At 63.9% G+C, this 25,501-nt stretch carries 23 protein-coding genes; 9 read left to right on the top strand and 14 right to left on the bottom strand.

What is annotated here, in order from left to right; genetic code table 11:
- Position 1 precedes the first annotated feature (1 nt).
- The 4 genes from P7F60_RS20925 to P7F60_RS20910 are packed head-to-tail and all read right to left on the bottom strand — an operon-like array spanning position 2 to position 3,453.
- Positions 2 to 847, bottom strand: a complete 846-nt coding sequence (locus tag P7F60_RS20925; protein WP_277919632.1) for a metal ABC transporter permease — start codon at positions 845 to 847, stop codon at positions 2 to 4.
- Positions 844 to 1,701, bottom strand: a complete 858-nt coding sequence (locus tag P7F60_RS20920) for a metal ABC transporter permease (RefSeq protein ID WP_277919631.1) — start codon at positions 1,699 to 1,701, stop codon at positions 844 to 846. Before P7F60_RS20920 ends, P7F60_RS20925 begins: the two co-directional genes overlap by 4 nt.
- Entirely contained in the window at positions 1,685 to 2,560 is an 876-nt protein-coding gene (locus P7F60_RS20915; RefSeq protein WP_277919630.1) for a manganese/iron ABC transporter ATP-binding protein, read from the bottom strand. The genes P7F60_RS20920 and P7F60_RS20915 overlap by 17 nt, the downstream gene beginning before the upstream one ends.
- 2 nt (positions 2,561 to 2,562) lie before the next feature.
- Positions 2,563 to 3,453, bottom strand: coding sequence for a metal ABC transporter substrate-binding protein (locus P7F60_RS20910; protein WP_277919629.1), 891 nt, complete (start codon positions 3,451 to 3,453; stop codon positions 2,563 to 2,565).
- 237 nt (positions 3,454 to 3,690) lie between these two features.
- Between P7F60_RS20910 and P7F60_RS20905 the strand changes: the two genes are divergently transcribed.
- Positions 3,691 to 4,860 carry a hypothetical protein gene (locus P7F60_RS20905; RefSeq protein WP_277919628.1) on the top strand — a complete coding sequence of 390 codons (1,170 nt, stop codon included), beginning with the start codon at positions 3,691 to 3,693 and terminating at the stop codon, positions 4,858 to 4,860.
- A 230-nt stretch (positions 4,861 to 5,090) separates the two neighbouring features.
- Here the strand turns inward: P7F60_RS20905 and lysS are convergent, their stop codons facing one another.
- From lysS to P7F60_RS20880, 5 genes are all read right to left on the bottom strand, one after another.
- On the bottom strand, positions 5,091 to 6,587 hold the full coding sequence (lysS, locus tag P7F60_RS20900; RefSeq protein WP_277919627.1) for a lysine--tRNA ligase: 1,497 nt from the start codon (positions 6,585 to 6,587) through the stop codon (positions 5,091 to 5,093).
- Positions 6,588 to 6,768: 181 nt separating this feature from the next.
- Complete coding sequence (gene gltX, locus P7F60_RS20895) at positions 6,769 to 8,223, bottom strand: glutamate--tRNA ligase (protein ID WP_277919626.1); 1,455 nt, start codon at positions 8,221 to 8,223, stop codon at positions 6,769 to 6,771.
- A gap of 189 nt (positions 8,224 to 8,412) precedes the next feature.
- Complete coding sequence (locus P7F60_RS20890) at positions 8,413 to 10,185, bottom strand: SLC13 family permease (protein ID WP_277919625.1); 1,773 nt, start codon at positions 10,183 to 10,185, stop codon at positions 8,413 to 8,415.
- Positions 10,186 to 10,523: 338 nt separating this feature from the next.
- Positions 10,524 to 11,267 (bottom strand): TerC family protein, encoded by a 744-nt coding sequence (locus P7F60_RS20885; protein ID WP_277919624.1) that lies wholly within the window; start codon positions 11,265 to 11,267, stop codon positions 10,524 to 10,526.
- Between the two features lie 146 nt (positions 11,268 to 11,413).
- Positions 11,414 to 12,091, bottom strand: coding sequence for a TetR/AcrR family transcriptional regulator (locus P7F60_RS20880; RefSeq protein WP_277919623.1), 678 nt, complete (start codon positions 12,089 to 12,091; stop codon positions 11,414 to 11,416).
- A 131-nt stretch (positions 12,092 to 12,222) separates the two neighbouring features.
- On the opposite strand from P7F60_RS20880, the gene P7F60_RS20875 reads away from it, so the two are divergent.
- The 5 genes from P7F60_RS20875 to P7F60_RS20855 all read left to right on the top strand — a co-directional run bounded on the left by P7F60_RS20875 (position 12,223) and on the right by P7F60_RS20855 (position 19,258).
- On the top strand, positions 12,223 to 13,443 hold the full coding sequence (locus tag P7F60_RS20875; RefSeq protein ID WP_277919622.1) for an HlyD family secretion protein: 1,221 nt from the start codon (positions 12,223 to 12,225) through the stop codon (positions 13,441 to 13,443).
- A 42-nt stretch (positions 13,444 to 13,485) separates the two neighbouring features.
- Positions 13,486 to 15,072 carry a DHA2 family efflux MFS transporter permease subunit gene (locus tag P7F60_RS20870; protein WP_277919621.1) on the top strand — a complete coding sequence of 529 codons (1,587 nt, stop codon included), beginning with the start codon at positions 13,486 to 13,488 and terminating at the stop codon, positions 15,070 to 15,072.
- A 110-nt stretch (positions 15,073 to 15,182) separates the two neighbouring features.
- Positions 15,183 to 15,329: a hypothetical protein gene (locus tag P7F60_RS20865; RefSeq protein ID WP_277919620.1), complete on the top strand. Its 147-nt coding sequence runs from the start codon at positions 15,183 to 15,185 to the stop codon at positions 15,327 to 15,329.
- Between the two features lie 247 nt (positions 15,330 to 15,576).
- Positions 15,577 to 16,950 (top strand): GH1 family beta-glucosidase, encoded by a 1,374-nt coding sequence (locus tag P7F60_RS20860; RefSeq protein WP_277919619.1) that lies wholly within the window; start codon positions 15,577 to 15,579, stop codon positions 16,948 to 16,950.
- A gap of 115 nt (positions 16,951 to 17,065) precedes the next feature.
- Entirely contained in the window at positions 17,066 to 19,258 is a 2,193-nt protein-coding gene (locus P7F60_RS20855; protein ID WP_277919618.1) for an EAL domain-containing protein, read from the top strand.
- Positions 19,259 to 19,318: 60 nt separating this feature from the next.
- On the opposite strand, the gene P7F60_RS20850 is transcribed toward P7F60_RS20855, so the two are convergent.
- The gene (locus tag P7F60_RS20850; RefSeq protein ID WP_277919617.1) at positions 19,319 to 20,260 is read right to left on the bottom strand and encodes a rhodanese-related sulfurtransferase; all 942 of its coding nucleotides are present in this window, start codon (positions 20,258 to 20,260) and stop codon (positions 19,319 to 19,321) included.
- 60 nt (positions 20,261 to 20,320) lie between these two features.
- Positions 20,321 to 20,815, bottom strand: coding sequence for a CYTH domain-containing protein (locus P7F60_RS20845; protein WP_277919615.1), 495 nt, complete (start codon positions 20,813 to 20,815; stop codon positions 20,321 to 20,323).
- 160 nt (positions 20,816 to 20,975) lie between these two features.
- Between P7F60_RS20845 and P7F60_RS20840 the strand changes: the two genes are divergently transcribed.
- The 3 genes from P7F60_RS20840 (at position 20,976) to P7F60_RS20830 (ending at position 22,719) form a co-directional block, all read left to right on the top strand.
- Positions 20,976 to 21,614 carry a 2-dehydro-3-deoxy-phosphogluconate aldolase gene (locus tag P7F60_RS20840; protein WP_277919614.1) on the top strand — a complete coding sequence of 213 codons (639 nt, stop codon included), beginning with the start codon at positions 20,976 to 20,978 and terminating at the stop codon, positions 21,612 to 21,614.
- Between the two features lie 108 nt (positions 21,615 to 21,722).
- Complete coding sequence (locus P7F60_RS20835; protein WP_277919613.1) at positions 21,723 to 22,430, top strand: tellurite resistance TerB family protein; 708 nt, start codon at positions 21,723 to 21,725, stop codon at positions 22,428 to 22,430.
- Positions 22,431 to 22,509: 79 nt separating this feature from the next.
- Positions 22,510 to 22,719, top strand: a complete 210-nt coding sequence (locus P7F60_RS20830) for a hypothetical protein (protein ID WP_277919612.1) — start codon at positions 22,510 to 22,512, stop codon at positions 22,717 to 22,719.
- Positions 22,720 to 22,761: 42 nt separating this feature from the next.
- On the opposite strand, the gene P7F60_RS20825 is transcribed toward P7F60_RS20830, so the two are convergent.
- From P7F60_RS20825 to P7F60_RS20815, 3 genes are read right to left on the bottom strand one after another with little or no spacing between them, the layout of a single operon-like run.
- On the bottom strand, positions 22,762 to 23,871 hold the full coding sequence (locus P7F60_RS20825; protein ID WP_277919611.1) for a nickel/cobalt transporter: 1,110 nt from the start codon (positions 23,869 to 23,871) through the stop codon (positions 22,762 to 22,764).
- Positions 23,865 to 24,506, bottom strand: coding sequence for a DUF1007 family protein (locus P7F60_RS20820; protein WP_277919610.1), 642 nt, complete (start codon positions 24,504 to 24,506; stop codon positions 23,865 to 23,867). The genes P7F60_RS20825 and P7F60_RS20820 overlap by 7 nt, the downstream gene beginning before the upstream one ends.
- Before the next feature lie 57 nt (positions 24,507 to 24,563).
- Positions 24,564 to 25,457 (bottom strand): LysR family transcriptional regulator, encoded by an 894-nt coding sequence (locus tag P7F60_RS20815; RefSeq protein ID WP_277919609.1) that lies wholly within the window; start codon positions 25,455 to 25,457, stop codon positions 24,564 to 24,566.
- Positions 25,458 to 25,501: the final 44 nt, after the last annotated feature.

The following is a 25,501-nucleotide window of genomic DNA, read 5'->3' as shown; positions in this document are numbered from 1 at the left end:
GTTATCCCGCTGCCCGCGCCGTTCGCCGGGCGGCGAGCGTCACGCGTATGAAGGCGAGAATGAACAGGGCGCCCATCATCAGCACGATGGTGGGCGCCGGCGCACTGTCGAGGAAGAAGCTGACATAGATGCCGGCCAGCGAAGACCCGACCGCAATCGCCACCGCCGTGATCGCCATGGCGCGAAAGGTGCGGGTCAGCAGGAAGGCGATGGCGCCGGGGGCGACCAGCAGCGACACCGACAGGATGATGCCGACCGCCTTCAGCGCGCCGACCACCGTCAGAGACAGCACCGTCAGCAAGCCGTAATGCAAAAGCCGCACCGGCAGGCCGATGGCGCGGGCGTGCTGGGCATCGAAGGCATGCAACAGCAGGTCCTTGCGCAGCAGCACCAGGAAGGCGGTGGCGATGAGGGCGATGATGCCGGTCTCGATCAGGTCGGAGGGCGCGATGCCGAGCACGTCGCCGAACAGGATATGGTCGAGATGCACATCGGCCTGCACCTTTACATAGAGCACCAGCCCGAGGCCGAACATGCCGGAAAAGACGATTCCGAGCACCGTATCTTCCTTGATGCGGCTGTTTTCCTTGAGGTAACCGGTCGCCAGCGCGCAGATCATGCCGGCGGTGAACGCCCCGACCGCCAGCGGCAGGCCGGCGATATAGGCGATGACGATGCCGGGCAGTACGGCATGGGAGACCGCATCGCCCATCAGCGACCAGCCTTTCAGCACCAGCAGGCAGGAGAGCAGCGCCATGGGAATGGCGACCATCACCGAGATGACGAAAGCATATTGCATGAAGGGAAGCTGGAAAGGCAGGATCGCCAGTTCGAGATACTCGTTCATGCTGCGTCCTCCGTGGCAAGCCGGGCGCGGCGACGGCTGGCGATGAGCCCGTGCTTGGGGGCGAAGACGAAGGCGGCGAGGAACAGCAGCGTCTGCAACACGACGATGACGCCGCCGGTGGCGCCGTCGAGGAAATAGCTGAGATAGGCCCCGACGCCGCTGGTCAGCGCCCCGATGGTGAAGCTGAGGCCGATCACCCGCTCGAAGCGGTCGGTGAGCAGATAGGCGGTCGCGCCGGGGGTGACGACCATGGCGACGACAAGGAAGGCTCCGACCGTCTGCAGGGCCGCGACCGTGGAAGCGCTGAGCAGGGTGAAGAACAGACCCTTGATGAAGGCGGGGTTGAGGCCGATGGTGCGCGCATGGCTCTCATCGAAGAAGGTCACCATCAGATCCTTCCATTTGACGGCGAGGATGGCGAGACTGACGCCGCCGATGATCACCAGCTGCAGCGTATCGGCCGGCGAAATCGCCAGAATATTGCCGAGCACGATAGTCTGGATGTTCACCGAGGTCGGCGACAGCGACACCATGAACAGGCCGAGGCCGAAAAAGGAGGTGAAGATCAGGCCGATGATCGCATCCTCCTTCAGCCGGGTGCGGCGATTGAGGAACAGCATTCCGCCGGCCGCCAGAATCCCGGAGAGAAAGGCGCCGATGGAAAAGGGCAGGCCGAGCATATAGGCGCCGGCCACCCCCGGCACGATGGCATGGGAAAGCGCATCGCCGATCAGCGACCAGCCTTTCAGCATCAGATAGGAGGAGAGAAAACCGCAGACGCCGCCGACCAGCGCGCTGACCCAGATGGCGTTGAGCATGTAGTCATAGGTGAAGGGTTCAAGCAGGGTGGTCATCGCCAGCCGCCTTTTTCTCACCATTGCCATAGATGACGAAGGGCCGCTCGTCGTCGCTGATCACCTTGAGATGACGCGGGTCGGCATCGTCATGCAGGTCGGCGCCGCCGAGGATGAAATGGCGCAGCACGCCGCCGAAGGTGCGCTCCAGGTTTTCCTCGTTGAACACCTCCGAGGTCAGACCGGAGGCCAGCACCGTGCCCTTGACGAAGACGCTGCGGTCGCAGAATTCCGGAACGCTGCCGAGATTGTGGGTCGAGACCAGCATCACCCGGCCCTCGGCGCGCAGCGCCTTCAGGAGCGTGATGATCTGCTCCTCGGTGGTGACGTCAACGCCGGTGAAGGGTTCGTCCAGCAGGATGATCTGGCCTTCCTGCGCGAGTGCGCGGGCGAGGAAGACACGCTTGCGCTGGCCGCCCGAGAGTTCGCCGATCTGGCGCTTGCGGAAAGCGGCCATGTTGACCCGCTCCAGCGCCTCATCGACCATCTGCCGGTCGCGGCGCGAGGGGATGCGCAGGAAACCCATATGGCCGTAGCGGCCCATCATCACCACATCCTCGACCAGCACCGGGAAGTTCCAGTCGACCTCTTCCGCCTGCGGCACATAGGCGACGAGGTTCTTCTTCAGCGCCGTCTTCACCGGCTCGCCGAGGATGCGCACCGTGCCGCTGGCGAGCGGCACGAAACCCATGATCGACTTGAACAATGTCGACTTGCCGCTGCCATTGACGCCGACCAGCGCGGTGATGGTGCCGCGCGGCACGGAAAAGCTGGCGTTGCGCAGTGCGGTGTGGCCGTTGCGATAGGTGACGGTGATGTTTTCGACTTCGAGGCCCGGCTGGCCGGATTTCTTGCTCATCCTCATTGTGTGAGACCCTTCACGATGGTCTCGACAGTCACCCGCAGCAGGTCGAGATAGGTCGGCACCGGCCCGTCGGCGTCGCTGAGCGAATCGACATAGAGGACGCCGCCATAGGACGCGCCCGTTTCCTGCGCCACCTGTCGGGCCGGCTTGTCGGAAATGGTGCTTTCGCTGAAGACGGCCTTGATATGGTTGGCGCGAACCTCGTCGATGACGTGGCGCACCTGCTGAGGCGTCCCCTGCTGGTCTGCGTTTACGGGCCAGAGGAAAAGTTCCTTCAGGCCGAAATCGCGCGCCAGATAGGAAAAGGCGCCTTCGCTGGTCGCCAGCCAGCGCTCGTTTTCCGGCAATTTTGCCAATTCGGCGCGCATCGGCGCGATCTCGGCCTTGATTTTTTCCGAGTAGGCCTTGGCGTTGGCGGCGTAAACCTCGGCATTGGCCGGGTCGACCTGCGTCAGGCCCTTGCGGATGTTTTCCACATAGATCAGCGCATTGTCGGGCGACATCCAGGCATGGGGATTGGGCTTGCCTTCGTAAGGGCCGCCGCCGATGGACAGGGGCGTGACGCCCTCGCTGACGGTGACGCTTGGCACGCCGGCGAGATTGGTGAGGAATTTTTCGAACCAGCGTTCGAGATTCAGCCCGTTCCACAGCACCAGATCGGCCTTTCGGGCTTTCAGGATGTCGCGCGGCGTCGGCTGGTAATTGTGAATTTCCGCGCCCGGCTTGGTAATGCTGTCGACGTCGGCGGCATCGCCGGCGACGTTGCGGGCCATGTCGGCGATGATGGTGAAGGTCGTCACCACTTTCGGCTTGGCGAGCGCCGCCTGTGGCACAGCGAGCGCTGCAAGGGCGAAAAGGGCGGTTGCGAGAGACAGTATACGGCACATGCGGGGCGATCATCCTCGTTGCAGATGCAAATGAGTTGCATTCTGAATATAAGGACGAATTGAAGGCTGTCAAACGCTATTGCAAATCATTCGCAAAATCTGGGAAAGCCCTGCCGTTCAAGGAGAGAGACGCGCAAAGGTTCGAAGTTTAACCGGCGTTTTAAGTATTCCGAAACGTCGTTCCTCTAACGTCTGTGCCGGTATTCTAGTCCCTGCAAGTCATGACGGAGCTGTCGCTTGACGGCCAAATTGCGTAAACTCCGGTTGCCCCGGAAGACCGTTTTCATCATCGGCGGCGCCCTGCTGCTCGGTGGGGCTACGGGCGCGTTCGCGCTTTACATGACGAAAGATCATTTTCTCGGTGGCGGCGACGAGGGAAAGACCGTCGCCTCGCTCTCCTGCACCACGGTCAAGACCTTCAAAATCAAGAAGAAAGACCGCTACTGGGTCCGGAAATTCATCAAGACCGCGCCGGCTGACGGGCTGGTGAGGGTCGCGACCGCGCTGCGCGTGGCGGAGGCGGTCTACACCACCGACAAGCCCGACCTCGTGCAGGTCGTGGTGCTCGACGAGCGCGGACCGGAGCAGCGCGCCGACATGCGCGGTCGCGCCATCGGCGCCGACGTCGTCTACGTGCCGCATCCGGAAAATATTCCCGACCTCGCGGGCACGCCGGTCTATACTGCGAAATATATAGACGGCCAGGCCAATGAGACCGGCCAGTTCTATGGCGAGAAGATCCAGCTTCCGCCCGAACATATCGACAGTCTGGTCGCGATGCTGACCGATCATGCCGATTGCGTCGATCCCGCAGCGCCGGAGGCCGGGGCTGCGAACGAGAAAAAGAAGGGCGGCGAGCAGGGCGGCGGCGAAGAAAAGGCCGCCGAGGCGGGTGAGGCCGAGCCGACCGCGCCCGAAGGCGAAGCCCCGTCTGCCGAAACCCCGGTTGCGGAAGCGCCGGCAGAGGTTCCCGCAACGCAAGAGGCCGCGGCCCCTGCCGAACCCGCCGTCAGTCAAGAGGCGGTCGCGCCTGAGGCCGCCCCGGTCACGCATGAGGCGGCCGCGCCGGCCGTCGAGCCCGGACCGATGGACGAGCCAGACGTGGCCGATGTCCCGGCCGTCTCGGGCGAACAGACCTCCGCGCCCGGTCCGGTCCGTGCCGGCGGCAAAGCCGCAGCCCCGGCCGCCGAACATGCCGCACCCGCCGTCAGCGAAAACCAGCCGGAAGCCAAGCCGCCGGTCACGGAAAAAGCCGAACCCGCCAAGCACGAAGTTTCCGAAAAATCCGGGAATCAGGCCGCCAAGCCCAAGCACGGCAAGGCCAAGCCGGCCGCCGAGCCGGAACAGGCCAAGGCCGAGCCGGCAGAGGATTTTTACGACGAGCCGTCCGTCTCCGGCAGCGAGTGACCGCGCATGGAAAAAGCCGGCAAGGGGATGCCGGCTCTTTTCGTATCCGTTGCAGACCACGACACCATGCCCGGATGTGTCCGGGATATGGGTTTCGCCTGCATCTTCCTTGCAAAATACGAAATTTCGCATGCCCGCTTGCTCGGCAGACGCGCGGGCATGACGAAAGGGAGGTTATCGCGCTCAGCGCCGGCAATCTCGCATCGCCGGCGTCGGATGCTTACGTCCGATCAATCCGCCTTGCCGCGACGGGCGGGGAAGAGGATGACGTCGCGGATCGACGGGGCGTTGGTGAGCAGCATGATCAGGCGGTCGACGCCGATGCCCAGGCCCCCGGCCGGCGGCATGCCCTGGTCGATGGCGTCGAGGAATTCGTCGTCCAGCTCCTTGTCCTTCTCGCCGCGCGCATGGGCCTGGGCCAGCTGCTCGACCATGCGGGCGCGCTGTTCTTCCGGGTCGTTCAGCTCGGAGAAGGCGTTGCCCAGTTCCCAGGCGTTGCAATAGGTCTCGAAACGCTCGACCAGGCGCGGCTCGCCCGGCACTTCCTTGGCGAAGGGCGAGATATCCTTGGGGAAATGCGTGACGTGGCTCGGCTGGATCAGTGTGCCCTCGACCTTCTCCTCGAAGATGAAGGCGAGGCATTCGCCCCAGGTCCAGTCCTTCTCGACCTCGAAGCCGGCCGCTCTGGCGGCGGCGCGGGCGTCATCGTCGGTCTTGATGGCGAGGAAGTCGATGCCGGTGACTTGCCTGACGGCGTCGGGCATCGGCACGCGCTTGAACGGGCCCTTGAAGGAGAGCTGCTTGTCGCCATAGGCGAATTCGGTCGAGCCGTGGATTTTTTCCGCCAGCTCGGCGAACAGCCGCTCCACGAGGTCCATGATGTCCTCGTAATCGGCATAGGCCCAATAGCATTCCATCATCGTGAATTCGGGATTGTGCCTGGTCGACACACCCTCGTTGCGGAAGTTGCGGTTGATCTCGAACACCTTGTCGGTGAGGCCCGATACCAGCGTGCGCTTCAAAAACAGTTCCGGCGCGATGCGCAGGTACATGTCCTGCTTCAGCGTATTGTGATGCGTCTTGAAGGGCTCGGCCGTGGCGCCGCCATAGACGGAATGCAGCATGGGGGTCTCGACTTCCATGAAGCCGTCGTTTTCCATGAAGCGGCGAATGCCGGACACGATCTTCGAACGCTGCTGGAAGCGTAGCTTCGATTCCTCGTTGGTCATGATGTCGAGGTGGCGCTTGCGATAGCGGATCTCGATGTCGGAGACGCCGTGCCATTTTTCCGGCATCGGCAGCAGCGACTTGGTCAGCATCTCGATCTTTTGGGCGTTGATCGTCAGCTCGCCGCGCTTGGTGCGGCGCACGACGCCGGTGACGCCGATGATGTCGCCGATGTCGATCATCGGCAGCAGGGCGCGCGCTTCTTCCGGCGTCGTGTCCTTATGGGAAAAGATCTGGATCTTGCCCGAGGCGTCATGGATATCCATGAACATGCCGGAATTGCGCGAGGAATAGACGCGGCCGGCGACGGTCACCACATCGCCTGTCTCGACGTCGGCTTCCAGCCCCTCGTATTTTTCCGCCAGCTCGCCGTTTGTCAGCGTGCGGTGGAAATGGGCCGGATAGACGTCGCCGATCTTTTCGCGCAGCAGCTTCAGTTTTTGCGCGCGCACTTCAGTGGCGTCGGAGGAGAGGGCGGTATCGAGCTTGGTGTCGGTCATCGGTCTTTTCCTGTCACGGTATCGGCCGCGTTATTGTCTGAATTTTCTTGTGTCGCCCCTCACCCTAGCCCTCTCCCCGAGGGGAGAGGGGACTGGAGCCTGGGGTCGGTGCCTCAACTCCCTTCTCCCCTTGGGGAGAAGGTGGCCGGCAGGCCGGATGAGGGGGTGCCCCCTCGAATGCTTATTTGCTTCCGACCATCGAAGCCACCACCTGCGTGGCGAGCTTGAGGCGCTGGCGCACGACCGAGCGGCCGAGGATCGCCATGGAATCGAACAGCGGCAGCGAGCGCGACGAGCCGGAGACGGCGACGAACAGCGGCGCGACGACGTTCTTCAGCTTCTTGCCCATGCGGTCGGCGATGGCGCGCAGTTCCGCTTCGATGGAGGCGGTGTTCCACTCGAAGATCTTTTCGAGATCGGGCTGCACCGTCTGGAGAATCTCCAGGATCTCCTCCGGGCTCAGCTTCACCTTGGCGAAGGCGGCAGGCTCCAGGTGGAGGTCCGACTTCAACAGGAAGGAGGCGAGGTCGGGCAATTCGCCGAGCTTGGAAATGCGCGACTGCGACAGCTTCAACCCGTCCTTCAGGCGGTCGTTTTCCATCGCCCAGGCGAGCACGCGGGCGGCGAATTCCTCTTCGGAGAGTTTTTCGCGGATCCAGCGGCCGTTCAGCCAGTCGAGCTTCTGGATGTCGAAGATGGCGCCGGCCTTGGAGAGGTTTTCCGGGTCGAATTTTTCGGCCAGTTCCTGCATGGTCAGCAGTTCCTCGCCTTCGGCGATCTGGATGAAGAACAGGCCGAGGAAGTTCATCAGCGCTTCCGGCAGGTAGCCGAGCGCGGTGTAATAGGAGATCGAGGTCGGGTTCTTGCGCTTCGACAGCTTCGACTTGTCGGCATTGCGCATCAGCGACAGGTGCATGAAGACCGGCGGTTCGAGGCCGAGATACTGGTAGATCAGGATGTGCTTCGGCACCGAGGCCAGCCATTCCTCGCCGCGCGCCACATGGGTGATCTTCATCAGATGGTCGTCGACGACATTGGCCATGTGATAGGTCGGCATGCCGTCTGCCTTCAGCAGTACCTGCATGTCGACGGCTTCCCACGGAATCTCGACTTCGCCATAGACGCCGTCGACGAACTTGCAGGAACCCTCGGTCGGGATTTTCATGCGCACGACGTTGGGCTCGCCGGAGGCGATTCGAGTCGTGACTTCCTCGGCGGTGAGGTTCAGACAGCGGCCGTCATATTTCGGGGCCTTGCCGGCGGCGCGCTGGGCGGCGCGCATCTCCTCCAGGCGCTCGGGCGTGCAGAAGCAATGGAAGCCGTGGCCGTTTTCGACGATCTTGTCGACGTAAGGCTTGTAGATGTTCTTGCGGTCGCTCTGGCGATAGGGGCCGTAGGGGCCGCCGATATCCGGGCCTTCGGCCCAGTCCAGCCCACACCATTTCAGCGCGTCGAGCACCTTCTGTTCGAATTCGGGCGTCGAGCGGGTGGCATCGGTATCCTCGATGCGCAGGATGAAGGTGCCGCCGTGCTTCTTGGCAAAAAGATAGTTGAACAGCGCGATATAGGCGGTGCCGACATGCGGCTCGCCGGTCGGGGAGGGGGCAATGCGTACGCGGACGCCGGAAGTGGTCATAATCTCTGCCTGTGCTGACAATGCGCAATGCACCCCGCGCGGCGGCGTGGATGCGCTGCCGGAGGGATGCGGGGCCGGGGATGGCGCGGAAGTCCGCTCGATACGGGCGGGTCTCCGGGTGTCATCCGTTCGCTGGCCTTAAGGCCACAATCCCCCGTCAACGTCAAGGAAAACCGCAACGGCCATGCCTCAAGAGACCGGCCAGACCATCATCAGCGCCGGCACCGAGACGAGAATGACCAGAAAGGAGAGCGGCAGGCCGAGGCGCGGATAGTCGGAAAAGCGATAGCCGCCCGGCCCCATCACCAGCGTGTTGCACTGGTGGCCGATGGGAGTGAGGAAATCGCAGCCCGCGCCGATCGCCACCGCCATCAGGAAAGCCTCCGGCCGGAAGTCGAGCGTGGTGGCGAAACTGGCGGCGATCGGCCCCATGACCAGCACGGTTGCGGCATTGTTGAGAAAAGGAGTGACCGCCATGGCGGTGATCAGGATCAGCGCCAGCGCGCCATAGGGCGACATCCCGGTCGCGACCGTGCCGAGCCAGCCGGCGACGATATCGCTGGCGCCGGTGGTGCGCAGACTGTCGCTGACCGGTATGAGGGCGGCGAGCATGACGAGGATCGGCCCGTCGACGGATTTGTAGACGTCGCCGGCGGGCACGGCTCCGAACAACACCATGGCGAGCGCCGCCGTAAAGAAAGAGACCGAGACCGGCGCAAGGCCGAAGGCGGTGGCGGCCATGGCGGCGGCGAGGATGGCGAGCGGGATGGCGGCGCGACGATGGGTGCCGAGCAGCACCTCGCGTTCGGCCAGCGGCAGCAGGCCGAAATCCTGAACCATGGCGGCCAAGGCCGGGGCGCGGCCCTGCAGCACGATGACGTCGCCGGTTTCCAGCGGCAGTTCGCCCAGCCGCTCGCCGATGCGCTGGCCGTGGCGGCTGAGCGCGATCAGGTTGACGGCGTGGTTGTAGGATAGCGCCAGGTCGCGGGCGGAGAGGCCGGCCAGCCGCGAATCGCGCGAGACCACCGCTTCGATCGACATGATGCCGCTCGTCGACTTGCCGTCCTCGGCAAGCTGGGCACCCGGCAGTTTCAGCTTGCCCTGAGAGACCACGCGATCGAGCGCGGCAGGATTGCCGGTAATCAGCACGGTGTCGCCGGTTTTGAGCGTCAGGTCGGGAAACGGCGCCATGCGCTTGTGGCCGCGCAGCACCGTGGTCGCCACCACCTCACCGTCACCGGGTTTCACCAGGTCGCTCAGGGGCTTGCCGGGCAGCGGCGAGTCGGCCGGCACGGTTGCCTCGCAGGCGTAGGAGGCAATGTCCATGGCCTCCTGCGGCGCGGATGTCTGGCGCACGCGATCGGGCAGGATGCGGTGGAAAAAGATCAGGAACAGACAGCCGATCACCGCCAGCAACCCGCCGACGGGGGTGAAATCGAACATGGTGAAGCTCTGCCCGGTCATTTCCTCGCGGATCTGCGAGACGACGATGTTGGGCGAGGTGCCGATCTGAGTCATCAGCCCGCCGAGCAGGGCGGCGAAAGCCATCGGCATCAGGTAGCGCGATACCGGCACGCCGGTCTTGCGGGCGAACTGCATGGCGACCGGCATCATGATCGCCAGCGCGCCGATATTCTTGATGAAGGCCGAGAGCACGGCAACGACGACCAGCAACAAAGCGAGCTGGGTGCCGACGCCGCGCAGATCGGGAAAGAAGCGCTTGATCGCCACGTCGACGATGCCGGAGCGAGCGACGCCGGCGCTGACCACCAGCGCGCTGCCGACGATGATGACGATATCGTTGCTGAAGCCGGAAAAGGCTTCCTTGGCCGGCACGACGCCGATCGCCACGGACATCACCAGCGCGCAGCAGGCGACGAGATCGTAGCGGAAGCGATCGACGATGAAGGCGGCCATCATGGCGGCGATCATGGCGAAGGCGAGAATTTGATCAGTGGTCATGCAGCGCCCGTTCCCCCTTGCCGATTCGCGACCCGACGTTGCATGAAGGCATCCGGACGGCGCAATTTCAACGCTTGCGGCGGGCCGGCGGTTCCGGAGGCGGACGCAGGCCGAAATTTTCCGGGGAACATTTTTCCCGCCGGCCGGTTCGATTACCAGAGGCGACGGGTTGTGCCAACCGGACGCGATGGAGAGGAAGAACGCGGAAATTTTTCCGGTTTCTTTCCGCGGCCAACGAAACGGCAGGCGAGCTTCGAACCCATCCGACCCTTCGCCTCGCTCCCGCCCTTTACGGAAAAGGCCCGCATCGACGATGCGGGCCTTCTGCATGGGGAGCGTCAGTGCTTTCCGGACCGTTGGCGGCGGTTGCGCGCCACCATGTTCAGAACCTCGACAAGGCCGGAGAAGGCCATGGCGGCGTAGACATAGCCTTTCGGCACATGGAAACCCATGCCCTCGGCAATCAGCGTCGTGCCGATCATCAGCAGGAAGGCGAGCGCCAGCATGACGATGGTCGGGTTGCGCTCGATGAAATTGGCGAGCGGCGTCGCGGCCAGCAGCATGACGGCGACGGCGATGACGACGGCGACGACCATGACCGGCAGATGCGGCGTCATGCCGACGGCGGTGATGATGCTGTCGACGGAGAAGACGAGGTCGAGCAGCAGGATCTGGCCGATGGCGGAGGCGAAGCTGTTGATCGCCGCGCCCCCCACCATGTCTTCCTTGTGGTCGACCGGATCGACATTGTGGTGGATTTCCTTGGTCGCTTTCCAGACCAGGAACAGGCCGCCGGCGATGAGGATCAGATCCTTCCAGGAGAAGCCGTGGCCGAAGAGTTCGAAGACCGGCTGGGTGAGCTGCACGATCCAGGCGATGGTGCCGAGCAGGGCGAGGCGCATGATCAGCGCCAGGCCGATGCCGATGCGCCGCGCCTTTTCACGGTTTTCCGCCGGCAGCTTGTTGGTGAGGATCGAGATGAAAATCAGGTTGTCGATGCCAAGGACGACCTCCATGACAACGAGCGTAACCAGCGCGATCCAGGCGGCGGGGTCCTGCGCCAGCGTGACGATTTCCTGCATTCGATCCTCTTTTGTGTGGGGAAGCCTGCCGATAGGGCATAGCACGCCTGCATCTAGGCCGAAAGCGGGGCGACGCAAGTCCGCCGCTCGTCGCCGGGCGGGCGATTATCGGTAAACAGGCGGGCTTGCGCTTGAGGAAAGGCCCGTCAGGCGGCGCGGCGGTAGGCGGCCATGAAGACGCGCACCGCGCTGCCGATCACGCGGTCGAGCTCCTCGCGCGGCGGTGGCTTCTTCATTTCGCCAAACAGGCGGAGTTTGAAATAGCTGCCGCTGCACATGTCGATGAGCTGGCGGGCGGCGAGATCGGTGTCGTCGATCGCGAGCTTTCCCTGCATGCGCTGCATTTCGAGATAGTCGCGAAGAACGCTGCGCACGTTGACGGATTCGGAGGAAAAGAAGCGCCGCGCCAGCCCCGGCATCCGGTCGATGACGCCGATGACGCTGCGCATCGAACAGATGACGTCGTCGTTCATCATGTGTTGACAGAAGGTCATGCCGAAATGAAAGAGCGCGTCCTCGACGCCGGCGGGTTTTTCCAGCGCATCGCGCGTCGACAGCGCGAAGCGGGTGCGCTCGCGCTCGATCAGGTCGGCGAACAGGTCTTCCTTGTTCTGGAAATAAACGTAGATCGTGCCCTTGGAGACGCCGGCCTCGCGGGCGACGTCATTCATGCTCGCCGCATCGAAACCCTTTCCCATGAAGATGCGTTTGGCCCCGTCGAGGATCTGTTCGCGCTTGGCCGGATCCTCGCCGGCCGCGTGACGGCCGGTGATCGGTGGCGTCGGTGCGGCCGCCTCGGTCGCCTGCTTTCGGGTGTCGGTCATCGCCATGCCTGAATTGTTAACTTAATTGAACCGCGCGGTTCGATTTGATCTTGATATGCACTTAAAAAGCCTCTATGTCAAATCGAACTGAACCGTTCGGTTCGATTTAAGATTTCGCGGATGGTGTTGCCATGGCTGGCTCGAAGAAAACAAATGTCGCTCGCGTCGTGAGCGTTTCGGAAGGGGAAGCGGCAGAGAACGAGGCCGTCTCCGCCGAGATGCGCGACAAGGCCGAGGCGCCCGCCGCCGCCGCGCCGGTCGAAACCAAGGCGCCGGAAGCGCCCAAGAAGAAGCGCCGCAGCCTGCTGCTGCCGCTCTTCGTTCTGGCCGCGCTCGGCGCCGGCGGCTGGTATGGCTACAACTGGTGGATCGACGGGCGTTTCCTGGTCTCCACGGACGATGCCTATATCCATGGCGATATCGCCACCATTTCCCCCAAGGTCAGCGGTTACGTGGCCAAGGTGCATGTGATCGCCAACCAGACGGTCAAGGCCGGCGATCCCCTGGTGACGCTCGACGATGGCGACTACACCATCGCCGTCGACCAGGCCAAGGCGCAGATCGCCACCCAGAAGCTGTCGCTGGATCGCATCGATGCCCAGATCGCCGGGGCGCAATCGTCGCTGAAGCAGGCCGAGGCCCAGCAGGGCGCGCTGGAGGCGGCGCTGCGCGGTGCAGAAATCAATCGCAAACGCGCCGCCGAACTGCAGCAAAAGTCCGTCGGCACCGTCGCCTCGCTCGACAATGCCGAAATCGCGCTGCAACAGGCCCAGGCCAATCTCGCTGCCGGACAGGCGAGCGTCACCGCCGCCGGCTCCAACATCACACTCCTGCAGGCGCAGCGCAAGGAAGCCGAAAGCACCGTGCGCTCGCTGGAGCTGACCCGCGACAAGGCGACCCGCGACCTCGGCTTCACGATCCTGCGCGCCCCCTATGACGGCATCATCGGCAATGTCTCGGTGCAGGTCGGCGACCTCGTCTCGCCCGGCACGCGGCTTGCCGCGCTGGTTCCGGTGAAGGAGCTTTATATCGAGGCCAACTTCAAGGAAACGCAGATCTCGCAGCTGAAGACCGGCGAGAAGGTGCGCGTCCATGTCGATGCCTTTGACGACAAGCCGGTCATCGGCACGGTGCAGTCGATCGCGCCGGCCTCCGGCTCGGTCTTCTCGATGCTGCCGCCGGAAAATGCCACCGGCAACTTCACCAAGGTGATCCAGCGCGTGCCGGTGCGCATCGCGCTGCCGCAGGACGCCCTCGACAGCGGCCACCTGCGCGCCGGCCTCAGCGTCGTCGTCGACGTCGACACCCGTACCGCCCCGCAGGGCGGCGCGATTGCGGCCGAACAGAAGTAACAAGAGCGATAGCTAAAAAAGAAAGCGCGGAGGCCGACGGCCATGGCGACTGCAACGATGAACGGGACGGCGCCCCAGGCGCCGGCCGCGGACCATGTCGATACGAAGCGGATGATCGCCTTCTTCGCCATGGTCTTCGGCATGTTCATGTCGATCCTCGACATCCAGATCGTCTCCGCCTCGCTTGCGGAAATCCAGGCGGGCCTGAGCGCCGGCTCGGACGAGGTCGCCTGGGTGCAGACGGCCTATCTCATCGCCGAGGTGGTGATGATCCCGCTCTCGGGGACGCTTGCGCGCATCGTCTCGACGCGCATCCTGTTTTCCGTTTCCGCCGCCGGCTTCACGCTGGCGAGCATGCTGGCGGCCACCGCCACGAACATCGACCAGATGATCATCTACCGCGCCCTGCAGGGGTTCATCGGCGGCGGCATGATCCCGTCGGTCTTCGCGGCCGCCTTTACCATCTTCCCGCCCTCAAAGCGTAGCGTCGTTTCGCCGATGATCGGCCTCGTGGCCACGCTGGCGCCGACCATCGGCCCGACCATCGGCGGCTATCTCAGCCACGCCTTCTCCTGGCATTGGCTGTTCCTGATCAACGTCATTCCGGGCATCATCGTCACCGTCGTCACCTGGAACCTCATCGATTTCGACAAGCCGGAATGGCATCTGTTCCGCAAGTTCGACTGGTGGGGGCTGATTTCGATGGCGGTGTTCCTGGGCGCGCTCGAATATGTCCTGGAAGAGGGTAACGCCAACGACTGGTTCAGCGACGAATTGATCCGCTACGGCGCGGTCGCCTCCGCAATCGGCGCGGTGGTGTTCTTTTACCGCGCCTTCACGGTGGATTTTCCGGTCGTCGATCTGCGCGCCTTCACCAACCGAAACTTTGCCTTCGGTTCGCTGTTCTCCTTCGTCATGGGCATCGGGCTTTATGGCCTGACCTATCTCTATCCGCTCTATCTCGGCCGCATCAGGGGGTATGACAGCCTGATGATCGGCGAGACCATGTTCGTCTCGGGCCTGGCGATGTTCTTCACCGCCCCGGTCGCCGGGCGGTTGTCGGTCAAGATGGACCCGCGCGTCATGATGATGATCGGTTTCGCCAGCTTCGCCTCCGGCACCTGGATCATGAGCTCGATGACGGCGGACTGGGATTTCTACGAGCTGCTGGTGCCGCAGATCCTGCGCGGCGTCGGGCTGATGCTGTGCATGGTGCCGATCAACAACGTCGCGCTCGGCACGCTGCCGCCGGCCAAGATCCGCGGTGCGTCCGGCGTGTTCAACCTGACGCGAAACCTCGGCGGCGCGGTGGGGCTGGCGGCGATCAACACCATCCTGACCCAGCGCGAGCAGGAGCATTACGCACGCCTTGCCGAGCATGTTCAATGGGGCAATCCGGAGGCGATGGAGAAGCTGCGCAACATTGCCGGCAACTACAGCTCCTACGGGCTCGACGGCACCGCCATCGCCATCCGCAAGCTCTCCGGCATGGTGACGCAGCAGGCGATGATCATGTCCTTCATCGACGTGTTCCTGATCCTGACGGCGCTGTTCTCGATGCTGATCGTGCTTGCCATGCTGATCAAGAAGCCGCAGGCCGCGCCGACCGGCGGCGGCGGCGGGCACTGACGGCTGGATGTCGCGCCTGATTCCCGCATGGGTGCGACATCGGCCTTGCCATTTGCCTGTCACCTCCTATCTCACGCAATCCGTAAGCAACGGTAAGGGGTGAATGCAGCATGAATCGCAATGGGCTTTACGCACTGGTCGGGGCGCTCGTGGTGGTGGTCGTCGGCCTCGGCATCTATGTCTATCGTCAGGAGACCAAGCCCTCGGGCGTCGAGATCAAGGTCGGGGAAAACGGGATCTCGGTACAGGAAAACTGATATCGGCCAGGGCTGCCGCCGCCATCGCGGCCGTGCAGCCCCAATTCCCGAAAGCAGCCTGCAACGTTGCAGGGCGGACTGTACAAAACTCTCCTGTTCGATTAGAGCATTTCCGGTGAACAAGAAATCACCGGAAATGCTCTATCTTTTTGTTTTTATCGCATTGTCCGGCGCCGAAGCGATCTCGCTTCGGCCGGAAATGCCTTAGTCACCTCCGGCCCACATCCGATCCACAAGGCGGTTTGAGATGATCGATCCGAAAGACCTGTCCGCGCGCTTTCCCGGTGATTTCCTGTTCGGCGTCGCCACCGCGGCGTTCCAGATCGAAGGGGCGTCGAAGGCGGATGGGCGCAAGCCGTCGATCTGGGATGCCTTCTCCAACATGCCCGGTCGGGTCCATAATCGCGACAACGGCGATATCGCCTGCGATCACTACAACCGGCTGGAGGCCGATCTCGACCTCATCCAGTCCATGGGCGTGAAAGCCTATCGCTTCTCCATCGCCTGGCCGCGCATCCTGCCCGATGGCACCGGCCCGATCAACGAGAAGGGGCTGGATTTCTACGATCGTCTCGTCGACGGCTGCAAGGCGCGCGGTATCCAGACGTTTGCGACGCTATACCATTGGGATCTGCCGCTGACGCTGATGGGCGACGGCGGCTGGACGGCGCGCTCGACGGCCTACGCCTTCCAGCGCTATGCCCGCATCGTCATGGAGCGGCTGGGCGACCGCCTCGACAGCGTCGCGACCTTCAACGAGCCCTGGTGCTCGGTCTGGCTCAGCCATCTCTATGGCATTCACGCGCCGGGTGAGCGCAACATGGAAGCGGCGCTCGCCGCTTTGCACCACACCAATCTCGCCCATGGCCTCGGCGTCGAGGCGATCCGCGACGCGGCTCCCTCGGTTCCGGTCGGCCTGGTGCTGAATGCCCATTCGATCTTCCCCGGCAGCGATGGGCCCGCGGATCGCGCCGCGATGCTGCGCGCCTTCGATTTCCACAATGGCGTGTTCTTCGATCCGGTCTTCAAGGGCCATTACCCGCCGGCCTTTATGGAGGCGCTCGGCACGCAGATGCCTGAGATCGCCGAGGGCGATCTTGCGACCATCAACCGGCCGCTCGACTGGTGGGGCCTGAATTATTACACGCCGATGCGCGTCGCAGACGATCCCTCCGAGGGTGCGGTCTTCCCCGCGACCGTCGCCGCGCCGCCGGTCGAGGAGAGCAGGACCGACATCGGCTGGGAAATCTGTCCCTCGGCGCTGCGCTCGCTGGTCGAGGAGCTTTATGCCCGCTACGACCTGCCCGACCTCTACATCACCGAAAACGGCGCGGCCTACAACATGGGCATCGAGGACGGCGCGGTCGACGACCAGCCGCGCCTCGATTATTATGCGCGGCATCTTTCGGTCTGCGCCGATCTGGTCGGCGAAGGTTATCCGCTGCGCGGCTATTTTGCCTGGAGTCTGATGGACAACTTCGAATGGGCCGAGGGTTACCGGATGCGCTTCGGCCTCGTGCATGTGGATTACGAGACGCAGGTGCGCACGATCAAGAAGAGCGGCCTATGGTATGGCGCTCTCGCCGGCCGGTTTCCGCACGGGAATCACAAGGCAGGCTAGCACTACACCTCAGAGGCGAATCGCGGCTACACGCGCAAAGGCAGGTATTCGCCGCCGCGTTTAACCTATTCTGAAGGTTTTTCCCTAAGCTGTATCGATTGTATGGAGTCAAGGGATGCAGCTTTTGTCGCGGCTTATTCCAGAAACGAGCGAGGGACGCCGGCAGCTTGCCGTGCTTGCCGTTCTGGTGGCATTCGCGATGGTTGTCGTCATCGTGACCTCCATCGTGCTGGCCGCCATCGGCCAGGTCGCGCGCCATGCCAACGACCTCGATGACGGCCGCTCGCAGGAAACCACCAATGGCGCCCTGCAGACCTTCGTCTGGCAATTGAAGGCGACGCTCAACGACTACGCCGCCTGGGACGACGCCGCTCAATATGTCTATGCGCCCGACCAGCAGGACTGGGTGATCAGCAATATCGGCGACATGACCGTCAACAGCGACCTGTTCGACACCGCTTTCGTCGTCGGTCTCGATCGCAAGGTCTACATGGCCTATCGCCATGGCAAGCCACTGGAGGAGACGCTGGACAGCTATTTCAGCCCGGCGATCGCCACGCTGTTCATCAATGCCAGCGCGCCGCAGTCGCGCGCCGCGCCGGAGGCGGCCGGATTCGTCGAAACCCGCGACGGAATCGCGGCGGCAGGCGTGTCGCTGGTGCGCATGAAGAGCGGCGAGCTGTCGGTGCCGGTCAAGGACCAGCGTTATCTCGTCTATGCCCGTCACCTGAACGAGGACAAGGTCCGCAAGCTCTCCGACACCTATGTCATTCCCGGCCTGCGACTGGTCGGCCCGGAGGTGATGAGCCCCTATTTCGCGCCGATCATCGATGCGACGGGAAAACTGCTCGCCAAGCTGGTATGGACCTCGCGGGTGCCGGGCGATGCCAGCTTCGAGCAGGCGCGGCCGCTGGTGCTGGTGGCGGTCGGCATCGTCGGCTGCTTCTTCCTCGGCCTGTTGCTGCTCGGCGTCGTCGCCATGCGTCGCCTCAAGGAAGACGAGACCAGGGCACAGAAGCTTGCCATGGAGGACCGGCTCAGCGGGTTGCTCAATCGCTCCGGCTTCTATGCCGGCCTGGAAAAGCTGATCCGCACCGCCCGCGACGAGAAATGCAGCGTCTTCCTGCTCTATCTCGATCTCGACGGCTTCAAGGAGGTCAACGACGCCTATGGACATGGCACCGGCGACCAGCTCATCCGCGGCGTCTCCGCGGGTTTGCAGGTGCTGGTGCCGCCCGACGCCATGCTGGCGCGCATCGGCGGCGACGAATTCGCCGTCGCCATCGCCACACGCCAGTCGGAGGAGGTGGCGCGCAAGCTGGGAGAGGCGGTGCTGTCCTTCTTCGCCGAGCCGCTGGTCATCGGCGAGCGGGTCGCGACCGTCGGCGCCAGCATCGGCATTGCCGCGTCGCCGCTCGGCCTCGTCGATTGCGACGAGGCGCTGCGCCGCGCCGACCTCGCCATGTACAAGGCCAAGGAAAACGGCCGCGGCCGCATCTTCGCCTACGATCCCGACATGGATGCCGATCGCGAGGAGAAGAACCGGATAGAGATCGACCTGCGCCGCGCCATCGAGAATGGCGAGCTGACGGTGGCCTACCAGCCGGTGGTGCGCGCCATCGACTGCGCCATCGTCGGCGTCGAGGCGCTGGTGCGCTGGACGCGGGCCGGGCACGGGCCGGTGCCGCCCGACAGTTTCATTCCGGTGGCCGAAACCACGGGACTGATCGATGCGCTCGGCATGTTCGTGCTGCGCACCGCCTGTCTGCAGATCCTCGAATGGCCCGATCTGCATGTGGCCATCAACATTTCGCCCGGGCAATTCCGCAACCCGGCTTTTACCGTGAATGTCGCCGATGTCATCCGCCAGACCGGCGTCGATCCCGAAAGGATCACGCTGGAGGTCACGGAGGGTTATTTCATCCAGAACCCGGCGCGTGCCCGGTGGACCATCGACCGGCTGAAGGCGATCGGCGTCAAGATCGCGCTCGACGATTTCGGCGCCGGTTTCTCCAGCGTCGGTTACCTGCGGCAGTTCGGTTTCGACCGGATGAAGATCGACCGCTCGCTCGTTGCTGCCGTGCATGACAGCGTCAAGGCCCGCGACCTGCTGCAGGCGACCGTCGCCATGGCGCGGGCGCTGGATATTCCCGTCACCGCCGAAGGCATCGAGGAAGAGCGTCAGGCGCTCGCACTGCGCTCCTGCGGCTGCGACGAGATGCAGGGTTTTCATTTCGGCCGGCCCGCCCCGGCCGCCGAGATCGCCGCGCTGCTTTCCGAACGCGGCGGGCGGGTCATCGCGGCGTAGGCTATTCCAGCAAAAGTGTAGAGCGGTTCTGCGTCGGCAATTGCGCCAGAGGAGAACCTTCTAACTTCCGAGGTGCTTTTGGCCGCGCTTCTTTGCAAGCGCGATCTGGCGCTGGCGTTCGCGAAAACGCTGGCGGTCGGTCTCGCTCTGGGTCTCGGCGCAATGCGGGCAGGTGACGCCTTCCTCGTAGAGCGGCGAGGCGACGTCCTCAGCCGTCAGCGGCTGGCGGCAGGCGCGACAGAGGATATGCTCGCCCTCCTTCAGGCCATGGGTGACGGAGACGCGGTCATCGAAGACGAAGCAGGCGCCTTCCCAGAGGCTGTCCTCCTCCGGCACCTGTTCGAGATATTTCAGGATGCCGCCCTTGAGGTGGTAGACCTCGTCGAAACCCTGTTCCTTCATGAAGGCGGTGGCCTTCTCGCAGCGGATGCCGCCGGTGCAATACATGGCGATCTTCGGCTTGTTGTGCAGGCCGGGATGGTCGCGCACCCAGCCGGGGAACTCTCGGAATGTCTTGGTCTTCGGGTCGACGGCGCCGCGGAAGATGCCGATGGCGGTTTCGTAATCGTTGCGGGTATCGATGACGATGGTGTCGGGATCGGAAATCAGCGCGTTCCAGTCCTTCGGCTCGACATAGGTGCCGACGACGCGGTTTGGGTCGATATTCTCGACGCCCATGGTGACGATTTCCTTCTTCAGCCGCACCTTCATGCGCAAGAAAGGCATGGCCGAGGCATGACTTTCCTTGTGCTCCAGCCCCTTGAGTTCCGGCTGGGCGCGCAGGAAGGCGAGCACCGCCCCGATGCCGTCCGGCGGGCCGGCGATCGTGCCGTTGATGCCCTCATGCGCCAGAAGCAGCGTGCCCTTGACGCCATTGTCCTCGCATACCCGCTGAAGGGGCGCGCGCAGCGCCTCGAAGCGCGGCAGCGCCACGAAATGATAGAGCGCGGCGACGAGAAACGCGCCGTCCGCATTCGTTTGGTCGAAAAGATGATCGGTCATGGTCCGGAAATACCGCTTTCGGGCCGCGCACGCAACGGTAGCCCCCTGCGGCATCTGGCGTCAGGACGCAGTCGGAAGCGGCAACCCCATTTCGCCGCGCAGATCCTCGGTCGCCAGCGACTGGTTGGAATAGCGCGAGTCGCCGGTGACCTCCGGTCCCAGCCAGTCGGGCAGCGGCGGGTTCTGGTGTTCCGAATCGAGTTCGACTTCGGCGACCACCAGTCCGTTATAGGCGCCGTGATAGACGTCGACCTCCCAGACATAACCGTCATGTGCGACCTCGTGGCGGGTCTTGTCGAGGACGATGCCGATGGCGTTGCCGAGCATTTCCTCGGCGTCATCGAGGGGGATGTCGTATTCGAACTCGTCGCGGGTCATGGCGCTGCGGCCGATCTTGATCGTCAGCTTGGCGGATATGCCGTCGAGAATGCGCACCCGGAGCGACCGGTCCTCCATCGAGGCGATATAGGCCTGTCGCATCGAGGTGTGGTTTCGGGCGGTCTCCCGCCAGCGCTCGTCGAGAACCAGAAACTTGCGCTCGATCTCTTTTGCCATAGGTTATCCGTGCGAGAGCCCTTGCCAGGGCGAGAGGCTAGCGGATAAGGCAGGCCCGCGTAAAGCCGCGGACGGAATTTTCCGGCTTATTTGTCTCGACATCGTCATAGGGGCGGGGTATTCGAAAAGCAATTCTAATCGTTTTAAGGACTGTTCGGCCATGGGCGAAAAAACCGAAAAGCTTCTCTCGATCCTGAAACTGCAGCCGGTCGTACCGGTGCTGATCGTCGAGGATGCGGCATCCGCCGTGCCGCTCGCCCGGGCGCTGGTTGCCGGCGGCCTGAAGGCGATCGAGATCACCATGCGCACGCCCGCCGCTCTCGATGCGGTGCGCGCCGTGGCGGCGGAGGTCGAGGGCGCCCATGTCGGCGCCGGCACGATCCTCAACCCCGCCCATTTCGAGGCCGCCGTCGCGGCCGGCTCGACCTTCATCGTCAGCCCTGGCGCGACGCAGGAGTTGCTGGACGCCGCGCGTGGCTCCGCCGTGCCGCTGCTGCCGGGCGCTGCGACCGTCAGCGAGGTCATGGCGTTGCGCGAGGAAGGCTATCAGGTGATGAAGTTCTTCCCCGCCGAACAGGCTGGCGGCGCCGCCTATCTCAAGGCGCTCGGCTCGCCGCTCGCCGGCACGCTGTTCTGCCCGACCGGCGGCGTCTCGCTGAAGAACGCGAAGGACTATCTCGGCCTGCCGAACGTGGTCTGCGTCGGCGGCTCCTGGGTTGCGCCGAAAGAGCTGGTGCAGGCCGGCGACTGGGCCGGCATCACCAGGCTTGCGGCGGAAGCGGCGGCGCTACGCGGCTGAGGGCATGTTTTCGAGGCGTGGCGGCATGAACGCCGCGCCTGAGCCCTTTCGAAACCGCGCCGGCCTTCCTATCTCTGGGCGGCTATGACCAACAGGGAGACGGCAGACATGTTCGATGCGCGAAAGCTTCTGGATCAATTCCTCGGATCGCAGATCCCCGGGGTCGGCGGCACGGTGCGCGACCGCGCCGAGCAGGCCGTCCAATACGGCAGGGACAACCCGCTTAAGACCGGGGCGCTGGCGGCCGTTCTGCTCGGCACCAAGACCGGGCGCGACGTCGCCGGCAATGCGCTGACCATCGGCGGGCTGGCCGCCATCGCCGGTCTCGGCTACCAAGCCTACAGGAATTACCGCGACGGCGCGACGCCGCAGCCGCAAACCGCGCCGGTTGATCCGCAGCAGATCGAAATTCTGCCGCCGCCGGCCGATTCCGGCTTCAGCACCGAACCTTCGGTGATGCGCAACGATTTCGTGCTGGTGCTGGTGCGCGCCATGATCGCCGCCGCCAAGGCCGACGGTCATATCGACGACGAGGAGCGCGGCCGCATCATGGACAAGGTGAGGATTTCCGGCCTCGATGCGGAGGCGGAAGCCTTCCTCGAAAAGGAACTGGCCGCACCGACCGATCTCGATGCGCTCGTCGCCGCAGCACAAACGGACGAGCAGAAGGTCGAGCTCTACACCGCCTCGCGTCTCGCCATCGAGCCGGATACCCGCGCCGAGCGGGGTTATCTCGATCTGCTTGCCGGCCGCCTCGGCCTGCCGGATACACTGGTCGACCATATCGAGGCAACGGTTTCGGGCGTCAAGGTCTGAGGCCTGCGGCAAGCTGAGACCTTGCCTTTCCGCGTCCGCCGCTTTACAGCGGCGGACCATGGATCAGGGAGAAGCATCTATGAGTGCCGACCAGCAGAAGCCCCGCTCGCCGGCCTTGGCCGCCGGCATCATCATGCTCTCGGTCGGTCTGCTGTTTTTCCTGATGCCGAAGATCATGCTGTGGCTGGGAGACTATTCGCCCTGGCTTGCGGCCGTGTTCGGCACGCTCGCCGTGCTCGCCTTCTTCCTGATCTTCTGGCTGCGCGCCCGCTACCAGCGCAACAAATAGCTTTTTGCCGCATTGTCCAACGCCGAGGCGATTGGAAATGCTTTAGGCAAAGCCGCCGCCCTGCAGCGACGCGCCCAGCAACAGCAAGCCCATCAACAACACGAAGACGGCGCCCAGCAGCTCGATGCCGTGGCCGATCCAGGCCGCGCCAGCGCCGTTTCCGGCAAAGCGCAGCGCCATGCCCTTGGCGGTGACGGCCAGCGTCGCCAACGCCGAGACGGTGATCGCCGTGCCGAAGGACATGGCCAGCACCGACAGCGCGCCGCCGAGATAAAGCCCGTTCAGCAGCGAAAAGGTCATGACCAGCAGCGCGCCGGAGCAGGGGCGCAGGCCCACGGCAATGATCGCCGACCAGGCTTCGCGCAGGTCGAAGCGCTCGGCATTCAGCAGGCCCGGGTCGGGCGCATGCGCATGGCCGCATGTCTCGCAGACGAGACCGGCCCCATGATGGTCGTGGCCGCAGCCGGCATGGTGATTGTGGCGCGCGGTCTGGCTGCCGGCGGAAAAGGCGTGGCTCGAACCCGCCTCGGTATCGGAAAACAGGTGGCCGGTGACGCCGGCCGCGGCCAGCTCGGCCGGGGCGGGCTCGGGCAGGGTCAGGCGCAGCGAACGCAGCTTCTTGTAGATCAGCCAGGCGCCGAACAGGGCGATCATGGCGAAGCTCGCGGTTTCCAGCGCCTGTGTCGCCTGTGTCATCGAAATCGTCGTGCCGCGCAACACCAGATAGGCGGCGGCGACAAGCAGGATGGCGACGATGCCTTGCATGAAGGACGACAGGAAGGCGATCAGCACGCCGCGGCGCAGCTGGATCTCGTTGGCGATCATGTAGGAGGAAATCACCGCCTTGCCGTGGCCGGGGCCGGCGGCGTGAAAGATGCCGTAGGCGAAAGAGAGACCGATCAGCGATGTCAGCGCCCAGGGGTTTTCGCGCATCGCCTTCAGCGCCCCGGTCAGCGCCCGGTAGAAGGCCTGCTGGTGCTGGTTGACCCAGAGGAACAGGCCGGCAAAGGGACCGCCGATCTGGATGCCGGGTTCGGCCGCGCCGATGCCGAGCGGCGATTGCGCCTGCGCCAGGTCGATGCCGGCGATCAGCACCAGGCCGGCCAGGGCGAGCAGGACAGCGATGCGGCGGTCGCGCGAAGAATTCAGCATGACAGCTCCAGTCTCGTGGCGAAGAGTTTCGACATGTTGGTGCCGGTGGGGTCGTTGAAGAAGGCGTCTGTCAGGGTCGTCTGGTTCTGGGCCAGCACCTGATCGGGATCGGGGCGGATGACGGCGCGCTTGCAGGCTTTCAGCGCATCGCCGATGGTCGCCATGTCCTCGTCATGGGGAAAATCGATCGAGGTGTAGAAGGTCGGGTCGTAGACGCCGAAGGCGAGCCTGCCTTTCAGCGGGATCGGTTGCGCCGGCTTGACTGCGAAGAACATCAGCAACTGCCCGTCCTTGTAATCGACATGGATGATGTCGGGTTTCTGGACCGGCACGGTTTTGCCGTCGACGGTGATCGACATGTAGTAATTGAAGTCGGCCAGCGAATCGCGAACCGTCGTGCCGACCGCATCCTGTTCCGGGGGGTCGAGCTTCAGGTTGGTGTTCTTGTCGAAATCCATCAGCACGCTGGAGGAAAACACCTCGTCGAAGCGCCAGACATTGCGCAGCTCGGTGATCGTGCCGTCGTCGCCGGCCACGACTTCCAGCCGCGCCTCGGCGAAGATATGCGGATGTGCGAGTGCCTGCGACGCGCCGAAGGCGATAGGAAGCGCGAGAAGGACCAAACGTTTCGACATCGAGGAAGCCTTGAGAATCGGTCGCCTTTTCTCGGGCGAGACTTGGACGGAATTGCGTCAGGCCCGCTTGCGGAACCAGTTCGAGAGGAAATCCACGAAGGTGCGAACCTTAGCCGGCAGATAACGCCGGTGCGGATAAACGGCATAGATGCCGCGATCGGTCGGCAGGTAATCGGCAAACAGCGACACCATCTCGCCGCTGTCGATGAGCGGCTTGGCGATGAAATCCGGCACGGCGGCGACGCCGAGGCCGGCGCGGGCGGCGCGCAGCGTCGCCTGCGGGCTGTTGACCTCGATCGGCCCGGAGACCGGCACCGAGAAGATCGTTCCGTCCTTCTCGGCGAAGCGGATATTGTTGTGCGAGCGGGTGTTGGTGTCGATGATGAAGGGCACGCCGGCCAGGCCGCCCGGATGATCGAGCCCGGGATGGGCGGCGACGAACTCCGCCGTGGCGCAGATGAACACCCGGAAATCGGACAGCTTGCGCGCGATCATGCCGGAATCCTCCAGCCGGGTGATACGGATGGCGACGTCGAAACCCTCCTCGATCAGGTCGACGAATCTGTCCTCGGAGAGGATTTCCAGGGACAGATCCGGGTGGGCGATGGCGAAATCGATCAGCGACTGGCCGATCTCGGCATCGACATAGGTGCGCGGCGCCGAGATACGCAGCTTGCCCTTGAGGTCGGTGTTGTTCTCGCGCACCAGGTCGGCGAGGTTGTCGATTTCCTTGAGGATATCCGAGGCGGTGCGGTAATAGGTATGGCCGGCCTCGGTCAGCGAGAATTGCCGCGTGGTGCGGTTGAGCAGCAGGGCGCCGAGCTCGTCCTCCAGCTCGCGCACATATTTCGACAGCAGCGCCTTGGAGCGGCCGACCTTGCGCGCCGCTGCGGAAAAACCCTCCGCCTCGACGACGTCGATAAAGGCGCGAATGCGCGTCAGCGTGTCCAAAAGTCGTTCTCCTCTATGGTTAAGGAATAGTGAACAAACCGCTC

It is taken from the genome of Rhizobium sp. YJ-22 (genome assembly GCF_029601685.1).
Taxonomy (GTDB): Bacteria; Pseudomonadota; Alphaproteobacteria; order Rhizobiales; family Rhizobiaceae; genus Metarhizobium.
This window is presented reverse-complemented; position numbering and strand designations above follow the sequence as displayed.

Bases quoted from the DNA above. Each gene is read 5' to 3' on its own strand.
- P7F60_RS20925 (WP_277919632.1), bottom strand. From the start codon at position 847: ATGAACGAGTATCTCGAACTGGCGATCCTGCCTTTCCAGCTTCCCTTC.
- P7F60_RS20920 (WP_277919631.1), bottom strand. From the start codon at position 1,701: ATGACCACCCTGCTTGAACCCTTCACCTATGACTACATGCTCAACGCC.
- P7F60_RS20915 (WP_277919630.1), bottom strand. From the start codon at position 2,560: ATGAGCAAGAAATCCGGCCAGCCGGGCCTCGAAGTCGAAAACATCACC.
- P7F60_RS20910 (WP_277919629.1), bottom strand. From the start codon at position 3,453: ATGTGCCGTATACTGTCTCTCGCAACCGCCCTTTTCGCCCTTGCAGCG.
- lysS (WP_277919627.1), bottom strand. From the start codon at position 6,587: ATGACCGACACCAAGCTCGATACCGCCCTCTCCTCCGACGCCACTGAA.
- gltX (WP_277919626.1), bottom strand. From the start codon at position 8,223: ATGACCACTTCCGGCGTCCGCGTACGCATTGCCCCCTCCCCGACCGGC.
- P7F60_RS20890 (WP_277919625.1), bottom strand. From the start codon at position 10,185: ATGACCACTGATCAAATTCTCGCCTTCGCCATGATCGCCGCCATGATG.
- P7F60_RS20885 (WP_277919624.1), bottom strand. From the start codon at position 11,267: ATGCAGGAAATCGTCACGCTGGCGCAGGACCCCGCCGCCTGGATCGCG.
- P7F60_RS20880 (WP_277919623.1), bottom strand. From the start codon at position 12,091: ATGACCGACACCCGAAAGCAGGCGACCGAGGCGGCCGCACCGACGCCA.
- P7F60_RS20875 (WP_277919622.1), top strand. From the start codon at position 12,223: ATGGCTGGCTCGAAGAAAACAAATGTCGCTCGCGTCGTGAGCGTTTCG.
- P7F60_RS20870 (WP_277919621.1), top strand. From the start codon at position 13,486: ATGGCGACTGCAACGATGAACGGGACGGCGCCCCAGGCGCCGGCCGCG.
- P7F60_RS20865 (WP_277919620.1), top strand. From the start codon at position 15,183: ATGAATCGCAATGGGCTTTACGCACTGGTCGGGGCGCTCGTGGTGGTG.
- P7F60_RS20860 (WP_277919619.1), top strand. From the start codon at position 15,577: ATGATCGATCCGAAAGACCTGTCCGCGCGCTTTCCCGGTGATTTCCTG.
- P7F60_RS20855 (WP_277919618.1), top strand. From the start codon at position 17,066: ATGCAGCTTTTGTCGCGGCTTATTCCAGAAACGAGCGAGGGACGCCGG.
- P7F60_RS20850 (WP_277919617.1), bottom strand. From the start codon at position 20,260: ATGACCGATCATCTTTTCGACCAAACGAATGCGGACGGCGCGTTTCTC.
- P7F60_RS20845 (WP_277919615.1), bottom strand. From the start codon at position 20,815: ATGGCAAAAGAGATCGAGCGCAAGTTTCTGGTTCTCGACGAGCGCTGG.
- P7F60_RS20840 (WP_277919614.1), top strand. From the start codon at position 20,976: ATGGGCGAAAAAACCGAAAAGCTTCTCTCGATCCTGAAACTGCAGCCG.
- P7F60_RS20835 (WP_277919613.1), top strand. From the start codon at position 21,723: ATGTTCGATGCGCGAAAGCTTCTGGATCAATTCCTCGGATCGCAGATC.
- P7F60_RS20830 (WP_277919612.1), top strand. From the start codon at position 22,510: ATGAGTGCCGACCAGCAGAAGCCCCGCTCGCCGGCCTTGGCCGCCGGC.
- P7F60_RS20825 (WP_277919611.1), bottom strand. From the start codon at position 23,871: ATGCTGAATTCTTCGCGCGACCGCCGCATCGCTGTCCTGCTCGCCCTG.
- P7F60_RS20820 (WP_277919610.1), bottom strand. From the start codon at position 24,506: ATGTCGAAACGTTTGGTCCTTCTCGCGCTTCCTATCGCCTTCGGCGCG.